Below are 15364 nucleotides of genomic sequence, written 5' to 3' on the forward strand. Positions count from 1 at the left end.
CCACCATGACGTCACGCACCGCTCATTCTTCCGGCACACCGGCGTTCGTGCCGACATTCGGCGCGACCTGTATCGACGCGTCGCACACGCGCTTTCGCCTGTGGGCGCCCGCGAGCCGCACGGCCGCGGTCGAACTGCACGGCGAGCAGCGCATCGCGATGCCGGCCGCCGGCGACGGATGGTTCGAGGTCGTCGCGCCATACGGCCCCGGCACGCTGTACCGCTTCCTGCTCGACGACGGTCTTGCCGTGCCCGATCCCGCGTCGCGCTTTCAGCCCGACGGCGTGCACGGCCCGAGCCAGGTCGTCGATCCGGCCGCGTACCGCTGGCGCAACGACGCGTGGCGCGGCCGGCCGTGGCACGAGACGGTGCTGTACGAACTGCACGTCGGCGCGTGCGGCGGCTATGCGAACGTCCAGCGGCGCCTGCCGGAGATCGCCGCGCTCGGTGTGACCGCGGTCGAACTGATGCCCGTCAACGCATTCCCCGGTACGCGCAACTGGGGCTACGACGGCGTGCTGCCGTTCGCGCCCGACGCGTCGTACGGACGCCCCGAGGAACTGAAGGCGCTCGTCGACGCCGCGCACGGGCTCGGTCTCCAGATGTTCGTCGACGTCGTGTACAACCATTTCGGCCCCGAAGGCAACCTGCTGCCGCGCTATGCGCCGGAATTCTTCCGCGCCGACCGGCAGACCGCATGGGGACCCGCGATCGACTTCTCGCGCGCGCAGACGAGTGCGTTCTTCCTCGACAACGCGCTGTACTGGCTCGACGAATTCCGTTTCGACGGCCTGCGCATCGACGCCGCGCATGCGATCGACGACGATGCATGGCTGCGCGAACTTGCGCGACGCGTGCATGCGTATGCGGGCGAAGCGCGCCACGTGCACCTGGTGCTCGAGAACGAACGCAACGCGGCGAGCCTGCTCGAGCCCGGCGGCTTCGACGCGCAGTGGAACGACGATTTTCACAACAGCGCGCACGTGCTGCTGACCGGCGAGCGCGACGGCTACTATCGCGCGTACGCCGATGCGCCGCTGCGCCACCTGGCGCGCACCCTGGGCGAAGGATTCGCGTACCAGGGCGAGCCGTCGCCGCTGCACGACGGTGCGCCGCGCGGCGAGCCGAGCGCGCACCTGCCGCCGACGGCGTTCGTCACGTTCCTGCAGAACCACGACCAGATCGGCAACCGCGCGTTCGGCGAACGGCTGCGCGCGCTCGCGAACGACGATGCGCTGCGCGCGGCCACCGCGCTGATGCTGCTCGCGCCGCAGATACCGCTGCTGTTCATGGGCGAGGAAGACGGCAGCACGCAGCCGTTCCAGTTCTTCACGGACTATCGCGGCGAACTCGCCGACGCCGTGCGCGAAGGCCGGCGCCGCGAATTCGCCGCGTTTCCCGCGTTCGCCGACCCGGCCCATCGCGACGCGATTCCCGATCCGAACGACGTCGGCACCTTCGTGCGCTCGTCGCCCGGCCATGCGGGCGAGGACGCGTGGCCCGACGCCGACTCGTGGCGGCGCTTCTATCGCAGCGCGCTGACCGTGCGCGCGGCGCTCGTGACGCCGCATCTGCCGGGTGCCCGCGCACTCGGCGTCGAGCTGCTGGCCGGCAACGGCGACGACGCCCCGGACGCGCTCGTCGCACGCTGGCGGCTCGGCGACGGCAGCACGCTGACGATCGCGTTCAATCCCGGCTCGCACGATGCGATGCTGCCCGCGCTGCCGGTCGGCAAGATCGTGTTCGAGACGCCGCCGCGCGCCCGCGACCGGCTGGCCGACGGTCGGCTGCCCGCGCGGACCTGCATCGCGTGGCGCGACGGCGCGGTCAACCACGATGCGCTGAGCCATCGCGCGAACGGGCATGCGCGGCCATGACGACCGACGTCTCCATCGCCGCACTCGCGCGTGCGGCCGGGCTGGAGCCCGACTGGATCGATGCCGGCGGCGTCGCCCGGCGCGTGGACGACGACGCGCTGTTCGCACTCGTCGACGCGCTCGGCTGGCCGTGCGGCACGCCGATCGAGCGGGTCGACAGCGCGGCCGCGCTGGTCGACGCGCACGACGCGCCGCCGCGTGTCGTGACCGGCGACGCGGGCGTGCCGCTCACGCTGCCGCGCGGTGTCGCACCGCCTGGCACGCGCTTCCGGATCACGCTCGAGACGGGCGGCCACGTCGACGGGCGCGTGACCGGCTCGGGCGAGCACGGCACGTTGCCGCCGCTCTCGGTGCCGGGCCATCACGCGCTCGATATCGGCGAGCAGCGGATCGGGCTTGCGATCGCGCCGCCGCGTGCGCGGCCGTTCGACGGCAGCGACGACGCACGGCGCCACTGGGGCATCGCGGCCCAGATTTACAGCCTGCGCCGCCCGGGCGATGACGGCGCGGGCGACTATACGGCGCTCGCCGACCTCGCCACGCGCGCGGCGCGGCACGGCGCGCAGGCGGTCGCGATCAGTCCGACGCATGCCGGGTATCCGGCGCTGCCCGAACACGACAGCCCGTATTCGCCGTCGTCGCGGCGCTGGCACAACATCGCGTATCTCGACTGCGACGCGGTGCCGGGGGCCGATATCGTGCGGCGAACGCACGGTGCGGCGTCAGGCATGCGTGACGCGGGCGACGCGTCGCTGATCGACTGGCCGCACGCACTGCCGCTGAAACTGCGCCGGTTGCGCGCGTGCTTCGATGCGTGGCGCGCGAACGGGGAGCCGTCGCGTGACGCGTTCGAGCGATTCCGCGCGGCGGGCGGTGCGGCACTCGACGCGCATGCGCGCTTCGACGCGTTGCAGGCGTTCTGCATCGAACACGGGATCGGCGCGGACTGGCGGCAATGGCCCGCGCAATGGCGGATGCCGGCGTCGCCCGAGGTCGACGCGTTCGCTCATGCGCATGCCGAGTCGATCGCGTTCCATACGTTCCTGCAATGGTGTGCGTCGGACGCGCTCGGCCACGCACAGCGCGCGGCGCGCGATGCGGGGATGGCGGTCGGACTGATCGCCGATCTCGCGGTGGGCTCCGATCGCGCGGGCAGCGATGCGTGGGCGAACGGCACGACGTTGCTGCGCGGCGTGTCGGTCGGCGCGCCGCCCGACCTGTTCAACGCCGACGGCCAGGCATGGGGCGTCACGACGTGGACGCCCGCCGCGCTGCGCGCGAACGGCTTCGCGCCGTTCATCGAGCTGTTGCGCGCGGCCTTCGCGCATGCGGGCGGAATCCGCATCGATCACGTGCTCGGGTTCGCGCGCATGTGGATCGTGCCGGAAGGCCGGTCGCCGCGCGACGGCGCGTACCTGCGCTATCCGCTCGACGATCTCGTGCGGCTGGTCGCGCTGGAGGCCGCACGGCATCGCGCGGTCGCGATCGGCGAGGATCTCGGCACGGTGCCGGCGGGTTTTCGCGAGCGGCTCGGCGCGCAGGGTATCGCGGGCATGCGCGTGCTGTGGTTCGAACGTGAAGCCGATCGCGCGTTTCGGCCACCGTCGGCGTGGGATCGCGACGCGATCGCGATGACGTCGACGCATGATCTGCCGACGGTTGCAGGCTGGTGGCGCGGTGTCGATCTCGATTGGCGGCGGGCAGCGGCCGGAGCCGGCGCGGATGTGGATGTGGATGTGGATGTGGATGTGGATGTGGATGTGGATGTGGATGTGGATGCCGATGCCGATGCGCGCGAGCCCACGCGCGCAGTCGATCGAAGCCACCCGCCGCGGCCTGCCGCGCGAGCCCGCGATGCCGGCGACGACATCGGCCGCGCCGCCGCCGCACACGGCTCGAATCACGACGAACGGAACGATCCGGTCATGCGTGACGATGCACCGGCCGCGGATCACGGCCACGACCCGCGCTCCGCGCAGAAAACGCCCGCTCCCGACGTCACGGCCGCCCGGACCGAACGCGCCACTGAACGCGCGATGCTCTGGCGCGCGTTGCAGCGCGCGGGCTGCGCACCGGCGGGCGATCCGGTCCCGCCCGCCGATGCGCCGCCCGTCGGCGCCGTTCTCGCGTACGTTGCGCGCAGCCCGTCGCCGCTCACGATCGTGCCGCTCGAGGATCTGCTCGCACTCGCGGAACAGCCGAACCTGCCGGGCCCGCCATGCGGCCATCCGAACTGGCGGCGCCGGCTGCCGCGCGCGGTCGACGCGCTGTTCGATGCAGACGTGCGCACGCGCATCGCGGAAATCGAGCGCGCACGCCACGCCCCGGAGGATCACGAATGACGCCGCGCGCGACGCTGCGACTGCAACTGCACGCCGGCTTCACGTTCGACGACGCGGCCGCGCATGCGGACTATTTCGCGCGGCTCGGCGTGAGCCATCTGTACCTGTCGCCGGTCACGACGGCCGAGCCCGGCTCGACGCACGGCTACGACACCGTCGACCATCGCGCGATCAGCACCGAACTCGGCGGCGAAGCCGGTTTTCGCCGTCTCGTCGATGCGCTGCGTGCGCGCGGCCTCGGCGTGATCGTCGATATCGTGCCGAACCACATGGGCGTCGGCGGCGCGTCGAACGACTGGTGGAACGACGTGCTCGAATGGGGGCCGGCGAGCCCGTACGCACGCTACTTCGACATCGACTGGCAACCGCCCGACCCGGCGCTCGCCGGCAAGGTGCTGCTGCCGTGCCTCGGCGCGCCGTACGGCGACGCGCTCGCGGCCGGCGACATCACGCTCGGCGCCGATCCGTCGACCGGGCGCTTCTTCATCGCATGCCCGGGCAGGAGATTGCCGGTCGCCGTCGCGACTCATGCGGACATCCTGCGCATCGCGAATCGCGCCGACCTGAACGCGCTCGCCGAACGCTTCGACGCCGCGTCGGGGCGCGGCAGCGCACGTGTCGCGGACGCGCGCAACGCGTTGCGCGACTACGCCGCAGCGCAGGGCCCTCATGCGTTCGACGCGATTTTGCGTGGCGCCGATCCGCGCCGCGCGCGTTCGCGCGCCTGCCTTCACCGGCTGCTGGAGCGCCAGCACTACCGGCTTGCATGGTGGCGCACGGCCGCCGACGAACTGAACTGGCGGCGTTTCTTCGACATCGCGACGCTCGCGGCCGTGCGCGTCGAGGACGAAGCGGTATTCGACGCGGTGCACGCGCTGCCATTGGAACTTCATGCGGCGGGCTTGATCGACGGGCTGCGCGTCGATCACGTCGACGGCCTCGCCGACCCGCGCGCGTATTGCCGGCGCCTGCATGCGCGGCTCGCCGCGCAGCGCGACGAGCGGCCGTACGTCGTCGTCGAGAAGATCCTGGCGCCGGGCGAGACGCTGCGCGAGGACTGGCGCGTCGACGGCACGACGGGCTACGACTTCATGAACGACGTCGCCGCGCTGCTGCACGACCCGGCCGGCGCCGCGCCGCTTGCCGCGCACTGGGCAGCCGTGTCCGGGTCGGCGCGCTCGTTCGCCGAGGAAGCGGTGGCCGGCAAGCGGCGCGTGCTGATGCGGCAGCTTGCCGGCGAGCACGAACGCGTCGCACGGGCGCTGCACCGCATCGCGCGCGCCGCGCCCGCGACGCGCGACATCAGCCGGATTGCGATCCATCGGGTGCTGGGCGAGCTCGCCGTGCATCTGCCCGTGTACCGGCTGTACCCGACACCGGGCGACGAGCCGGCCGGCGCCGATCGTCGCGTGCTGACGCGTGCGTACGACGCGGCGTGCGCGGCGATCGATCCGTCCGACCGCTACGCGCTCGATCGCGTCGCCGGCTGGCTCGGGCTGCCCGGCACGCGCGTGCCGCGCGCCGATGTCGCGGCGCTGCACGCGGCGCGCGTCGCGTTCGCGCAGCTCACCGCGCCGCTTGCCGCAAAAGGCGTCGAGGACACGGCCAACTATCGCTACGGACGGCTGCTGTCGCGCAACGAGGTCGGCGCCGATGCAGGCGATTTCAGCCTGTCGCGCGGCGCGTTCCATGCACGCAACCGGCGGCGCGCGCGCACCGTTCCGCACACGCTCATCGCAACCGCGACGCACGATCACAAGCGCGGCGAGGATGCGCGCGCGCGGCTCGCGGTGCTGAGCGAAGTGCCGGACCTCTGGCGCGCGGTGTCGCTCGACTGGTCGGCGTTGAACCAGCCCCGGCGCGGCGGCGCGCAGCGCGATCTCGCGTGGACGCCGGGGCCTTGCGCGGAGGCGATGCTGTACCAGACGCTGGTCGGCTGCTGGCCGCCGGGGCTCGCGCCGGACGATGCGGCCGGACTCGCGGCGCTCGCCGAGCGTGTGGTGCGCTGGCAGACCAAGGCGCTGCGCGAGGCGAAACGCCATACGGACTGGCTCGCGCCGAACGCGGACTACGAGCGCGCGTGCGAGGCGTTCGTCCGCGCGATCCTGACGCCGCACGGCACGGGCGATTTCGTGCATCGACTGCATGCGTTCGTCGCGCGGATCGCGCCGGCCGGCGTCGTCAACGGTCTCGCGCAGGCGGCGTTGCGGATGGCGTCGCCGGGCGTGCCGGACCTGTATCAAGGTACCGAGTCATGGGATCACTCGCTCGTCGATCCGGACAACCGGCGCGACGTGCCGTTCGCGGAACTGGCGGCCGAGCGGGTCGACGAGCCGGTTGCCGCGTACCTGCGCGACTGGCCCGATGCGCGCGTGAAGCGCGCGCTCGTCGAGCGGATGCTCGCGGCGCGCGCATGCTGGCCGGCGACGTTCGCGGATGGCGCGTACCTGCCGCTGCGCGTGCGCGGAAAACTCGGGCGGCATGCCGTGGCGTTCGCGCGCCGCGACGAAACGGCGACGGTCGTGGTCGTGGTGACGCGGCTCGCATGCCGGCTGCTCGGCGAAGCGCCCGAGCTGCCGCGCGTGGAACCGCGGGAATGGGGCGATACGGCCGTGATCGTGCCGCGCGGCGCCGGCGAGCGGTGGATCGACTGCCTCGGCGACGGAAGCGAACTCGCGGCGCCGGACGGCGTGATTCGGCTCGATCGTTGTCTGGCCGCGTTGCCGGTCGCGGTGCTGGTGTCCGCCGATACGAAGGGCCCGTGACCGGTTAGACGCGAACGCGGCCAGCGCGCCGAGGTACCCTTCTCATCGCGTTCCGGCCTGTCCGCTCAACATGCAAGCAACATTGCGGTGGCCGTGTCCGGACATACGCGTTGAAACTGGCTGGACGCCAGCAGTGGGCGCGGTACATCGTCGCGGGCGACGCGCACGAATCCGAAACCGGCGAAATAATCCTCCGCGGTCGTCGTCAGCAAGCCGATCGAATGGACTTGCCGCGCGCGGCAAGTCGCGATCAGCCGCGCAACGATCGCGCGGCCGACGCCGTGACCTCGCGCGGCCGGTGCGACGGCAATCGACCGGAGCAACGCGAAGTCCCCGTGGTATTCGAGACCGCCGCATCCGCTCAAGCCGTGCGGATCGGCCTGCACGACGAAGTGCTCCAGAGACTCGGCGACACCCTCGACAGGCAGGTTCGACGCGCGAAGCAATGCGTCGATCGCGGCCAGGTCGGATGACGCGGCAGGGCGAAGTTGCATGACATCGACTCCCGATTGGACGAGCGATACGCGTACGGTTCAGATCGCCCGCTGATTCACCCGCTTCGACAATTCCTCCGCGCTCTCCTTGCGCTCGCTGTACCGGTCGACCAGATACGGACCAACGTCGCGCGTCAGCAGCGTGAACTTCACCAGCTCCTCCATCACGTCGACGACGCGATCGAAATAGGCCGACGGCTTCATCCGCCCTGCTTCGTCGAATTCCATGAACGCCTTGGCCACCGACGACTGGTTCGGGATCGTCAGCATGCGCATCCAGCGCCCGAGCACGCGCAGCTGGTTCACCGCGTTGAACGACTGCGAGCCGCCGCTGACCTGCATCACCGCGAGCGTCTTGCCCTGCGTCGGCCGCACGGCGCCGGCCGACAGCGGAATCCAGTCGATCTGCGACTTCATGATGCCGGTCATCGCGCCGTGTCGTTCCGGCGAGCACCACACCATGCCTTCCGACCACAGCACCAATTCGCGCAGCTCGACGACCTTCGGATGGCCTTCCGGCGCATCGTCGGGCAACGGCAGCCCGCTCGGATTGAACACGCGCACCTCGGCCCCCATCGCCGTGAGCAGGCGCGCGGCCTCCTCCACCAGCAGGCGGCTGAACGAGCGCTCGCGCAGCGAACCGTACAGCAGCAGAAAACGCGGCGCGTGAGTGGAAGGCGATGCCGGCCGCAAGCGGCTCGCGTCCGGCACGCGGAAGAGTTCGGGCGCGAGTTGCGGCAGGTCGGACAATCGGTCGGTCATGAATGGATTCCGGGGTTGGCTCGAGCGCGCTCGTACCAGCCCTTCGACCGGTTCACGATGCGCACCACCAGCAGCATGACCGGCACCTCGATCAGCACGCCGACGACGGTCGCGAGCGCCGCGCCGGAGTGAAAACCGAACAGGCTGATCGCGGCCGCGACGGCAAGCTCGAAGAAATTGGATGCGCCGATCAGCGCGGACGGGCACGCGACGTCGTGCTTCTCGCCCACCGCGCGGTTGAGCCAGTATGCGAGCGCCGCGTTGAAGAACACCTGGATCAGGATCGGCACCGCGAGCAGCGCGATCACCAGCGGCTGCTTCAGGATCGCCGCGCCCTGGAACGCGAACAGCAGCACCAGCGTCGCGAGCAGCGCGGCGATCGACCACGGGCCGATCCTCGCCATCGCGGCATCGAACGCCGCCTGCCCGCCGCGCAGCAGCCGCTTGCGCCAGAACTGCGCGAGGATCACCGGAATGACGATGTAGAGCAGCACCGACGTGAGCAGCGTCGCCCACGGCACGGTGATCGCGGACATCCCGAGCAGCAGCCCGACCAGCGGCGCGAATGCGATCACCATGATGCTGTCGTTCAGCGCGACTTGCGACAGCGTGAACAGCGGATCGCCGCCCGTGAGCCGGCTCCATACGAACACCATCGCCGTGCACGGCGCGGCGGCCAGCAGGATCAGGCCGGCGACGTAGCTGTCGAGCTGGTCGGCCGGCAGCATCGGCGCGAACAGCTGGCGGATGAACAACCAGCCGAGAAAGGCCATCGAGAACGGCTTGACGAGCCAGTTCACGACGAGCGTGACGCCGATCCCCTTCACATGCTGCCGCACTTCGTGCAACGCGCCGAAGTCGACCTTCACCAGCATCGGGATGATCATCACCCAGATCAGCACGCCGACCGGCAGGTTCACCTGCGCGTACTCGATGCGGCCGATCCGCTGGAACACGTCGGGCAGCACCTGGCCGAGCGCGATGCCGGCGACGATGCACAGCGCGACCCAGACCGTCAGGTAGCGTTCGAAGAAATTGATCGCCGGCTTCGCAGCGGCGTCGCAAGGCGGGACGGTGTTGGACGTATTCATCGGACAGGTTCGATACCGAAAAAGCGCAAGCGGCGCACGGTTCGCGCCGTGCGCCGGCGCGGACGCTCAGTTTCGCGAGATGGCGATCAACGCGGCCTGCAGTTCGGCGTCGTTCAAGCGCTCGAGCGGCAACGCCAGCAGTTGCAGCATCCGGTAGCCGATCGCCTCGCGCGTCAGCTCGAACGCGAGGCGCTTGCCGGCGTCGCCGCCTTCGGCGTTCGACGGATCGGCGTAGCCCCAATGCACGTTCACCGGGCTGCCGGGCCAGTACGGGCACGCCTCGGCGGCCGCGCTGTCGCATACCGTGATGACGATGCGCATGCGCGGCGCGCCGTCGCCGACGAACTCGTCCCAGCTCTTGCTGCGGTATCCGGTGACGTCGACGCCCGCGCGCGTGAGCGCATCGAGCGCGAACGGATTGAGCCGGCCGCTCGGCGCGCTGCCGGCGCTGTACGCGCGCACGTCGCGGCCGAGTTTCGCGGCCCAGTGATTGAGCATGCCCTCCGCGAGCACGCTGCGCGCGGAGTTGTGGGTGCAGAGGATCAGGACGTTGGTGGTCATCGGCGGGTGCTTTGCTTACGTTTGGTCGGCGCAGGCGGTCGAACAGGCGGAGACCGGCGCGCACGGATTGCCGCCGCAGCAGTTTTCGGTGAGGTAGCCGATCAGCCCGTCCATCGTCGCGAAGTTCGCGCAATAGATCACGAAGCGGCCTTCCTGGCGGCTCGTGACGAGCTGCGCGTGGGCCAGTTCCTTCAGATGAAACGACAGCGACGACGGCGGCACGTCGAGCAGCGTCGCGATTTGCCCGGCGGGCAGGCCCGACGGGCCGGCCTGCACGAGCGCGCGGAATACGGCGAGGCGAGATTCGTGCGCGAGGGCCGACAGCGCGGCGATGGTCTGGTTCGTTTCCATTTTTCGATATTACTCGAAATATGGAAACGATGAAACGGGACGCTCGCGGCGTGCGCCCGTCGATTCGTTCGCAACAGGAAATAGACGATCAACACATCAACTATTTGTAACTACCTTAGTTTCATTTAATCTGTGCGCACTCAACTTCCACCAGGGGTCTCGTCATGTCGCTTCGTCGTCTGATTTCTTCCATGTTTGCCGCCGCCGCGATGTTCGGCGTCGCGTCCGCGAGCATCGCCGGGCCGCTTACCGTCGATGTCTACAATCCCGGTGCCAAGGCAATCTTCCCGGTTTCGTCCGAGATCGTGTCGGGCAAGACCGAAGCCATCCTGATCGACGCCCAATTCCAGCGCGACGATGCCAAGGCACTGGTGAACCGGATCAAGGCGACCGGCAAGACGCTCAAGGCGGTCTACGTGAGCCACGCCGATCCCGATTATTACTTCGGACTGGACACCATTCACGCGGCATTCCCGGACGCGAAGATCGTCGCGACGCCGCAGACCGTCGCCGCGATCGAGGCCAGCAAGGACGGCAAGCTTGCATACTGGGGCCCCATCCTCAAGGACAATGCGCCGGCTTCGGTGATCGTGCCGCAGCCGCTCGCCGGCGACACGTTGCGCGTCGACGGGCAACCGCTGCGCATCGTCGGGCTCGACGGCCCGACGCCCGATCGCACGTTCGTCTGGATTCCTTCCGAGCGGACCGTGGTGGGCGGCATCCCGGTCGCCGCGAACATCCACGTGTGGATGGCCGACACGCAGACGCCGCTGTCGCACGCGAACTGGCTCGCGACACTCGACCGGATCGACGCGCTGAAGCCGGCGCGCGTCGTGCCCGGCCACTACCTGCCCAATCGGGATGGCAGCCTGCCGTTCACGACCGGCGTCGCATTCACGCGCGCGTATCTGACGGCGTTCGACCAGGAGACGGCGCGCGCGACGGATTCGGCCGCCCTGATCGCCGCCATGGACGCACGCTATCCGGGGCTTGGCGAGAAGTCGTCGCTCGAGTTGAGCGCGAAGGTCGCGAAGGGCGAGATGCAGTGGCCCGCGCCCGCCCCGTTTCCGGCCGCAGGCAAGACGGCGCGCGTGCAATTCGGCGATACCGTATTCGAACTGCGCTTCAAGGACGACAAGACGATGTCGTTCGTCGGCACCGCCGGCCAGTTCAAGGGCGTGACGGATACGGTGCAGTACACCGCGCGCGAGATTCGTCCGCAGGTGTACATGGTGTACTGGCATGAGCCGGCCACGGGTTCGAACGTCGTGCACGTCGAGGATTTCGCGCGCGGCACCGTGAACACGAACATCTCGCTGAAGGACGGGCAGTTCCTGCACATGGCAGGTACGTTGAAGCTGATCGATCCGCAGTGACCGAACCGGCACCGGCGGTTCGGTGCCCGCCCCCGCGTCACGACCACTCTTCCGGCGGCATCTCGCCGCCGTCGTCCTCCCAGTGCGGCTCGCCGGTCTCGTGGCGGCCGCTCGGCGCCACCGGCCCGTTTCCGCTGCCGCGTTCGGGCCGCCGTCCTGCGTCACGCGCCGTTCTCGCCCGCACCCGTGCCCGCGTGCGGGTCGGCGCCACGGTCCGCTGCTCGCCGCCGCGGCGCTCGTCGGTCGACGCCGCATCGTTCGTCTGTCGCACATTCGAAGCTGCGTTCATGTGTCCTCTCCCGAATCATCGAAGGATTCCGTCGCCCGAGCGCAGCAATTTCGATGCCGCGCAGCGGGCAGGCGCGTTGCTACGTCCGTTCGTATCGCAACGATTGCCGGAGGTGACCATGACGACCGCTCCCAGCACGGCGCCCGCCACGCGCCGTCGTCTCGGCGAATGGATGGCCCGCGAGGAATCGCATATGGCCGCGTATCGCGAGGCAATCGCCGCTGCGGCACGCGCGCATGCCGGCGAACGGCTGCGCACGCCGGCCGTGCAGGCGCTCGCGCAACTGTTCGACGACGATCCGGTGCTGCGCATGAACCTCACCCGCGCGATCGGCGAGGCACGCGAAGCAGGCCGCACGCTGGGCTACGCATCGATCGGCGAACTGATGACGGTGATCGATCATCTGATGACGTACACGCCACCCTTCAGCGAATCGAGCCTGATCGTGTGCCCGCTCAACGCGTTCCTCGACTGGCCGATGTGCATGCCGTCGGGCCACGCGGTGTTTCGCGACCCGACGGTCAACGCGCATCTGAAGCAGGTGCTGAACGTGTGGTGCGACTTTCTCGGCGGCCCGCATTCGCGCACGCATCTCGACACGTCGCCGCCGGACGGCTGGTTCTGCGACGAAGCGCGCAAGCGCCTCGGCCTGTCGCAGTTCCAGTATCGCGAGGACCAGCCTCACTGGGGCTTCGACTCGTGGAACGACTTCTTCACGCGGCGCTTTCGTGCGGGCGCCCGGCCGGTCGCAGCACCGGACGATGCGCACGTGATCGTCAGCGCGTGCGAAGCCGCGCCGTATCACACGGAATCGAACGTGAAGATCCGCGACACGTTCTGGATCAAGGGCCAGCCGTATTCGCTGCGCGACATCTTCACGCCCGCGCGGCTGCCGCTCGCCGAGCGGTTCGTCGGCGGCGACTTGTACCAGGCCTATCTGAGCGCGTACAACTATCACCGCTGGCACGCGCCGGTGCGCGGCACCGTCACGCATGCGTATCGCGTCGACGGCACGTACTACTCGGTCGCCGAAGCGGAAGGCCCGGACCCGGCCGGCCTCAACGACTCGCAGGGCTACATGACGGCCGTCGCCGCGCGCGCGATCGTCGCGATCGACTGCGACGACCCGGGGATCGGGACCGTCGCGGCGGTGTTCGTCGGAATGGGCGACGTTTCGTCGTGCGTCGTCGAAGTCGTGCCGGGGCAGCGCGTCGACAAGGGCGACGAGATCGGCTATTTCCAGTACGGCGGCTCGACCTACTGCCTGCTGTTCGAAGCAGGCGTGATCGATCGCTTCCTGTGCGCGCCGCCGTTCGACGGCGACGCACCGGTCGTGCAGGTCAACACGCCGGTCGCGATCGCGCGCTGAGCCGCGCAGCGGCTGCGCGCGAGCGCATCATGCATCGCGTGTCACGCGTCGGGGCCGCCGGCGTCGTGGCCGTCGTGCCGCTGCACGCAGCGGACGACGGTCAACCCGTCGTCGGTCAGCGCCGGGCGGCTCGCGCCCGACGCGTCCCGGCGCATCACGATCAACTGTCGTTCGAGCAGCGCGACGATGTCGTCGCGGTCGGTCTGGATCTGTTCCGGTGCGCGATGCACCAGGAACAGCGCGGCGAATTCATGGGCGGTCAGCATGCTCGTATCCCCGTTGGCGGCTACGCACGATGCAGCGGCGGCATCGCGGCGACGCGCGGCGCGAAAGGCGCGCCGGCGACGACACAAGCATGCAGGTAGCGTGCCAGATGGCGGGACGCGGCCGCGCCGCGTGCGAGCGGCGTGCGGCGCGATGTGTCACCGCAAGCGCGCGACGCGCCGCTGCAAAGTTTTCAACGGCGTGTAAGCACGCACGCGAGCGCGACGCCGGCCCGCTCGCGCCGCCCGGCCGATCACGACTTCCTCGCACGGAACAGCCCGGCCCGCGCGGTTTTGCCGGCCGCCGTGTCGCGCACGCGGAAATAGCCGCTGTGCAGTTCCACGCCGCCCTTGCCGTCCGCGAGCACTTCCTCGCACGCGGCCTCGATGCGCGCACGGCCGCGCTCGAACGCGTCGCGCAGGTCGGCTTCGAGCGCCGAGCGCGCGCCGAAATGATCCTCGAGCGCCTCGACTGTGATCGCGCACGTAAGCGGCTTCCCGTCGACGTCGACGACGAAGCGCATCTGCAGCGCCGCGCCGTCGAATTCCGGCGGCGCATCGGTCAACGTCACGTGACGGATCGAATCGGCCGGCATCGCTCACGCCCCTCGCGACGCGAGACACTGCACCAGCGCGCCGTTGAAGGCGGGCAGGTCGTCGGGCTTGCGGCTCGTGATCAGGTTCCCGTCGCGCACGACCTCCTGGTCGACCCATTTGCCGCCCGCGTTGCGGATGTCGTCCTGCAGGCTCGGCCAGCTCGTCATCGTGCGGCCCTCCACCAGCCCCGACGACACGAGCAGCCAGCCGCCGTGACAGATCACGCCGATCGGCTTGCCCGCGCCGACCGCGGCCGTCACGAATTCGCGCGCGGCCGTCACCATCCGCATCGCATCGCCGTTGACGACGCCTCCGGGCAGCACGACGGCGTCGTAGTCGCCTTCGCGCGCATCGTCGAACGTGCGGTCCACCTTTACGCGCTCGCCCTTGTCGACGTGCCTGAATCCCTGGATCTCGCCGCCCTTCTGCGAGATCACGTCCACCTGTGCGCCTTCGGCCTTGAGCGCGCGCTGCGGTTCGACGAGCTCGGCTTCCTCGAAGCCGTCGACGGCGAGTATCGCCACCTTGCAATGATCCAGCTTTCCGGTCATGGAGCGCTCCCTGTGATGTTGCGGCACCCGTCGTGCCGTGCCGGTCGCGCCGCAATCGGCGTGCCGCGCGGGATGACGTCGCGCAGCCATCGTCTCCATGGGGCATGACCCGCAATCGCGAAGGCACTCACGCACGCGAGCGGCCGCGCGACGCACAGGCCGGCCGGCCCGACGTCATGGGCATCTGCAAAGATTTCAACGGAGATGTAACCGGAATGCCTGGCGGCGGCCACCCGGCGCAATCATGCACGGCCACGTCCACGGCCGCGCGCGGGCCGCTGTCGGCCCGGCATGCTCACTGCAGATGGCGCGCCGCGTCGAGCATCGCGTCGGTCAGCTCGACCGTCAGCGTCAGGTCCTCGGTGACGTCGGGCAGCGTGTCGAGCGTGGCCTGCACGGCATCGTGCAGCATTGCGTGCACGCGCATCCGCGCGCCGTCGTCGAGATCTGCGTAGCGCTGCATCGTGTCGCAGTCGAGCGCGAGCACGACCGAGTGCCGCGGCGTCTCGGGCCGCGCGTCGGGCGCCAGCGCCCATGCCGCATGGAACGTGATCCTGCCGGTCTCGACGTCGAGATGGACCGTCGTATCGAGATCGTCGGTGTCGACCTCGTCGGTGTCGAGTTCGACCGGGTCGAACGAGGTTCGGTGATTCGAGTCCATGATGTGCTCCCGCGT

The 15364-nt window shown here is 69.8% G+C and carries 15 protein-coding genes; 5 read left to right on the forward strand and 10 right to left on the reverse strand.

Annotated elements, in window-relative coordinates; all coding sequences use genetic code 11:
* Positions 1-5 precede the first annotated feature (5 nt).
* Genes treZ through treY form a run of 3 tightly spaced genes read left to right on the forward strand, consistent with a single transcriptional unit; the run spans position 6 to position 6984 of the window.
* Positions 6-1877 carry a malto-oligosyltrehalose trehalohydrolase gene (gene treZ, locus HW466_RS12440; RefSeq protein WP_174905783.1) on the forward strand — a complete coding sequence of 624 codons (1872 nt, stop codon included), beginning with the start codon at positions 6-8 and terminating at the stop codon, positions 1875-1877.
* Positions 1874-4219 (forward strand): 4-alpha-glucanotransferase, encoded by a 2346-nt coding sequence (gene malQ / locus HW466_RS12445; protein ID WP_174905782.1) that lies wholly within the window; start codon positions 1874-1876, stop codon positions 4217-4219. Before treZ ends, malQ begins: the two co-directional genes overlap by 4 nt.
* Positions 4216-6984, forward strand: a complete 2769-nt coding sequence (treY, locus tag HW466_RS12450) for a malto-oligosyltrehalose synthase (protein ID WP_174905781.1) — start codon at positions 4216-4218, stop codon at positions 6982-6984. Before malQ ends, treY begins: the two co-directional genes overlap by 4 nt.
* Positions 6985-7049: 65 nt before the next feature.
* Here treY and arsN2 read toward each other — a convergent pair whose 3' ends face one another.
* From arsN2 to HW466_RS12475, 5 genes are all read right to left on the reverse strand, one after another.
* Positions 7050-7478: an arsenic resistance N-acetyltransferase ArsN2 gene (gene arsN2 / locus HW466_RS12455; RefSeq protein WP_060347015.1), complete on the reverse strand. Its 429-nt coding sequence runs from the start codon at positions 7476-7478 to the stop codon at positions 7050-7052.
* A gap of 39 nt (positions 7479-7517) precedes the next feature.
* Positions 7518-8240, reverse strand: a complete 723-nt coding sequence (gene arsH, locus HW466_RS12460) for an arsenical resistance protein ArsH (RefSeq protein ID WP_151006221.1) — start codon at positions 8238-8240, stop codon at positions 7518-7520.
* The gene (gene arsB, locus HW466_RS12465) at positions 8237-9331 is read right to left on the reverse strand and encodes an ACR3 family arsenite efflux transporter (RefSeq protein ID WP_059979511.1); all 1095 of its coding nucleotides are present in this window, start codon (positions 9329-9331) and stop codon (positions 8237-8239) included. Before arsB ends, arsH begins: the two co-directional genes overlap by 4 nt.
* A 66-nt stretch (positions 9332-9397) precedes the next feature.
* Entirely contained in the window at positions 9398-9892 is a 495-nt protein-coding gene (locus HW466_RS12470; RefSeq protein WP_059869049.1) for an arsenate reductase ArsC, read from the reverse strand.
* Positions 9893-9907: 15 nt separating this feature from the next.
* Complete coding sequence (locus HW466_RS12475; RefSeq protein ID WP_060347016.1) at positions 9908-10243, reverse strand: ArsR/SmtB family transcription factor; 336 nt, start codon at positions 10241-10243, stop codon at positions 9908-9910.
* Positions 10244-10407: 164 nt separating this feature from the next.
* On the opposite strand from HW466_RS12475, the gene HW466_RS12480 reads away from it, so the two are divergent.
* Positions 10408-11619, forward strand: coding sequence for an MBL fold metallo-hydrolase (locus HW466_RS12480; RefSeq protein WP_151006222.1), 1212 nt, complete (start codon positions 10408-10410; stop codon positions 11617-11619).
* 37 nt (positions 11620-11656) lie between these two features.
* Here the strand turns inward: HW466_RS12480 and HW466_RS12485 are convergent, their stop codons facing one another.
* Positions 11657-11908, reverse strand: coding sequence for a hypothetical protein (locus HW466_RS12485; protein WP_059979507.1), 252 nt, complete (start codon positions 11906-11908; stop codon positions 11657-11659).
* 118 nt (positions 11909-12026) lie between these two features.
* On the opposite strand from HW466_RS12485, the gene HW466_RS12490 reads away from it, so the two are divergent.
* A complete protein-coding gene (locus HW466_RS12490; RefSeq protein ID WP_059542177.1) occupies positions 12027-13277 on the forward strand; it encodes a phosphatidylserine decarboxylase family protein in 1251 nt (416 codons plus the stop codon).
* Positions 13278-13318: 41 nt separating this feature from the next.
* Here HW466_RS12490 and HW466_RS12495 read toward each other — a convergent pair whose 3' ends face one another.
* The 4 genes from HW466_RS12495 to HW466_RS12510 all read right to left on the reverse strand — a co-directional run bounded on the left by HW466_RS12495 (position 13319) and on the right by HW466_RS12510 (position 15349).
* Entirely contained in the window at positions 13319-13543 is a 225-nt protein-coding gene (locus HW466_RS12495) for a hypothetical protein (RefSeq protein WP_059505140.1), read from the reverse strand.
* 251 nt (positions 13544-13794) lie between these two features.
* Positions 13795-14136: a DUF1488 family protein gene (locus HW466_RS12500; RefSeq protein WP_059542181.1), complete on the reverse strand. Its 342-nt coding sequence runs from the start codon at positions 14134-14136 to the stop codon at positions 13795-13797.
* A 3-nt stretch (positions 14137-14139) separates the two neighbouring features.
* A complete protein-coding gene (locus HW466_RS12505) occupies positions 14140-14688 on the reverse strand; it encodes a type 1 glutamine amidotransferase domain-containing protein (protein WP_059452346.1) in 549 nt (182 codons plus the stop codon).
* Between the two features lie 295 nt (positions 14689-14983).
* Positions 14984-15349: a DUF3022 domain-containing protein gene (locus HW466_RS12510; protein ID WP_059452505.1), complete on the reverse strand. Its 366-nt coding sequence runs from the start codon at positions 15347-15349 to the stop codon at positions 14984-14986.
* Positions 15350-15364: the final 15 nt, after the last annotated feature.

The sequence above is a fragment of the Burkholderia territorii genome (genome assembly GCF_902833055.1).
In the GTDB taxonomy this organism is placed as follows: Bacteria; Pseudomonadota; Gammaproteobacteria; order Burkholderiales; family Burkholderiaceae; genus Burkholderia; species Burkholderia territorii.

What these genes read in the sequence shown, in the direction of transcription:
- HW466_RS12475 (WP_060347016.1), bottom strand. Translation starts at nt 10,243, where the DNA reads ATGGAAACGAACCAGACCATCGCCGCGCTGTCGGCCCTCGCGCACGAA.
- arsH (WP_151006221.1), bottom strand. Translation starts at nt 8,240, where the DNA reads ATGACCGACCGATTGTCCGACCTGCCGCAACTCGCGCCCGAACTCTTC.
- HW466_RS12485 (WP_059979507.1), bottom strand. Translation starts at nt 11,908, where the DNA reads ATGAACGCAGCTTCGAATGTGCGACAGACGAACGATGCGGCGTCGACC.
- HW466_RS12470 (WP_059869049.1), bottom strand. Translation starts at nt 9,892, where the DNA reads ATGACCACCAACGTCCTGATCCTCTGCACCCACAACTCCGCGCGCAGC.
- malQ (WP_174905782.1), top strand. Translation starts at nt 1,874, where the DNA reads ATGACGACCGACGTCTCCATCGCCGCACTCGCGCGTGCGGCCGGGCTG.
- treY (WP_174905781.1), top strand. Translation starts at nt 4,216, where the DNA reads ATGACGCCGCGCGCGACGCTGCGACTGCAACTGCACGCCGGCTTCACG.
- arsN2 (WP_060347015.1), bottom strand. Translation starts at nt 7,478, where the DNA reads ATGCAACTTCGCCCTGCCGCGTCATCCGACCTGGCCGCGATCGACGCA.
- treZ (WP_174905783.1), top strand. Translation starts at nt 6, where the DNA reads ATGACGTCACGCACCGCTCATTCTTCCGGCACACCGGCGTTCGTGCCG.
- HW466_RS12500 (WP_059542181.1), bottom strand. Translation starts at nt 14,136, where the DNA reads ATGCCGGCCGATTCGATCCGTCACGTGACGTTGACCGATGCGCCGCCG.
- HW466_RS12480 (WP_151006222.1), top strand. Translation starts at nt 10,408, where the DNA reads ATGTCGCTTCGTCGTCTGATTTCTTCCATGTTTGCCGCCGCCGCGATG.
- HW466_RS12510 (WP_059452505.1), bottom strand. Translation starts at nt 15,349, where the DNA reads ATGGACTCGAATCACCGAACCTCGTTCGACCCGGTCGAACTCGACACC.
- HW466_RS12495 (WP_059505140.1), bottom strand. Translation starts at nt 13,543, where the DNA reads ATGCTGACCGCCCATGAATTCGCCGCGCTGTTCCTGGTGCATCGCGCA.
- HW466_RS12490 (WP_059542177.1), top strand. Translation starts at nt 12,027, where the DNA reads ATGACGACCGCTCCCAGCACGGCGCCCGCCACGCGCCGTCGTCTCGGC.
- HW466_RS12505 (WP_059452346.1), bottom strand. Translation starts at nt 14,688, where the DNA reads ATGACCGGAAAGCTGGATCATTGCAAGGTGGCGATACTCGCCGTCGAC.
- arsB (WP_059979511.1), bottom strand. Translation starts at nt 9,331, where the DNA reads ATGAATACGTCCAACACCGTCCCGCCTTGCGACGCCGCTGCGAAGCCG.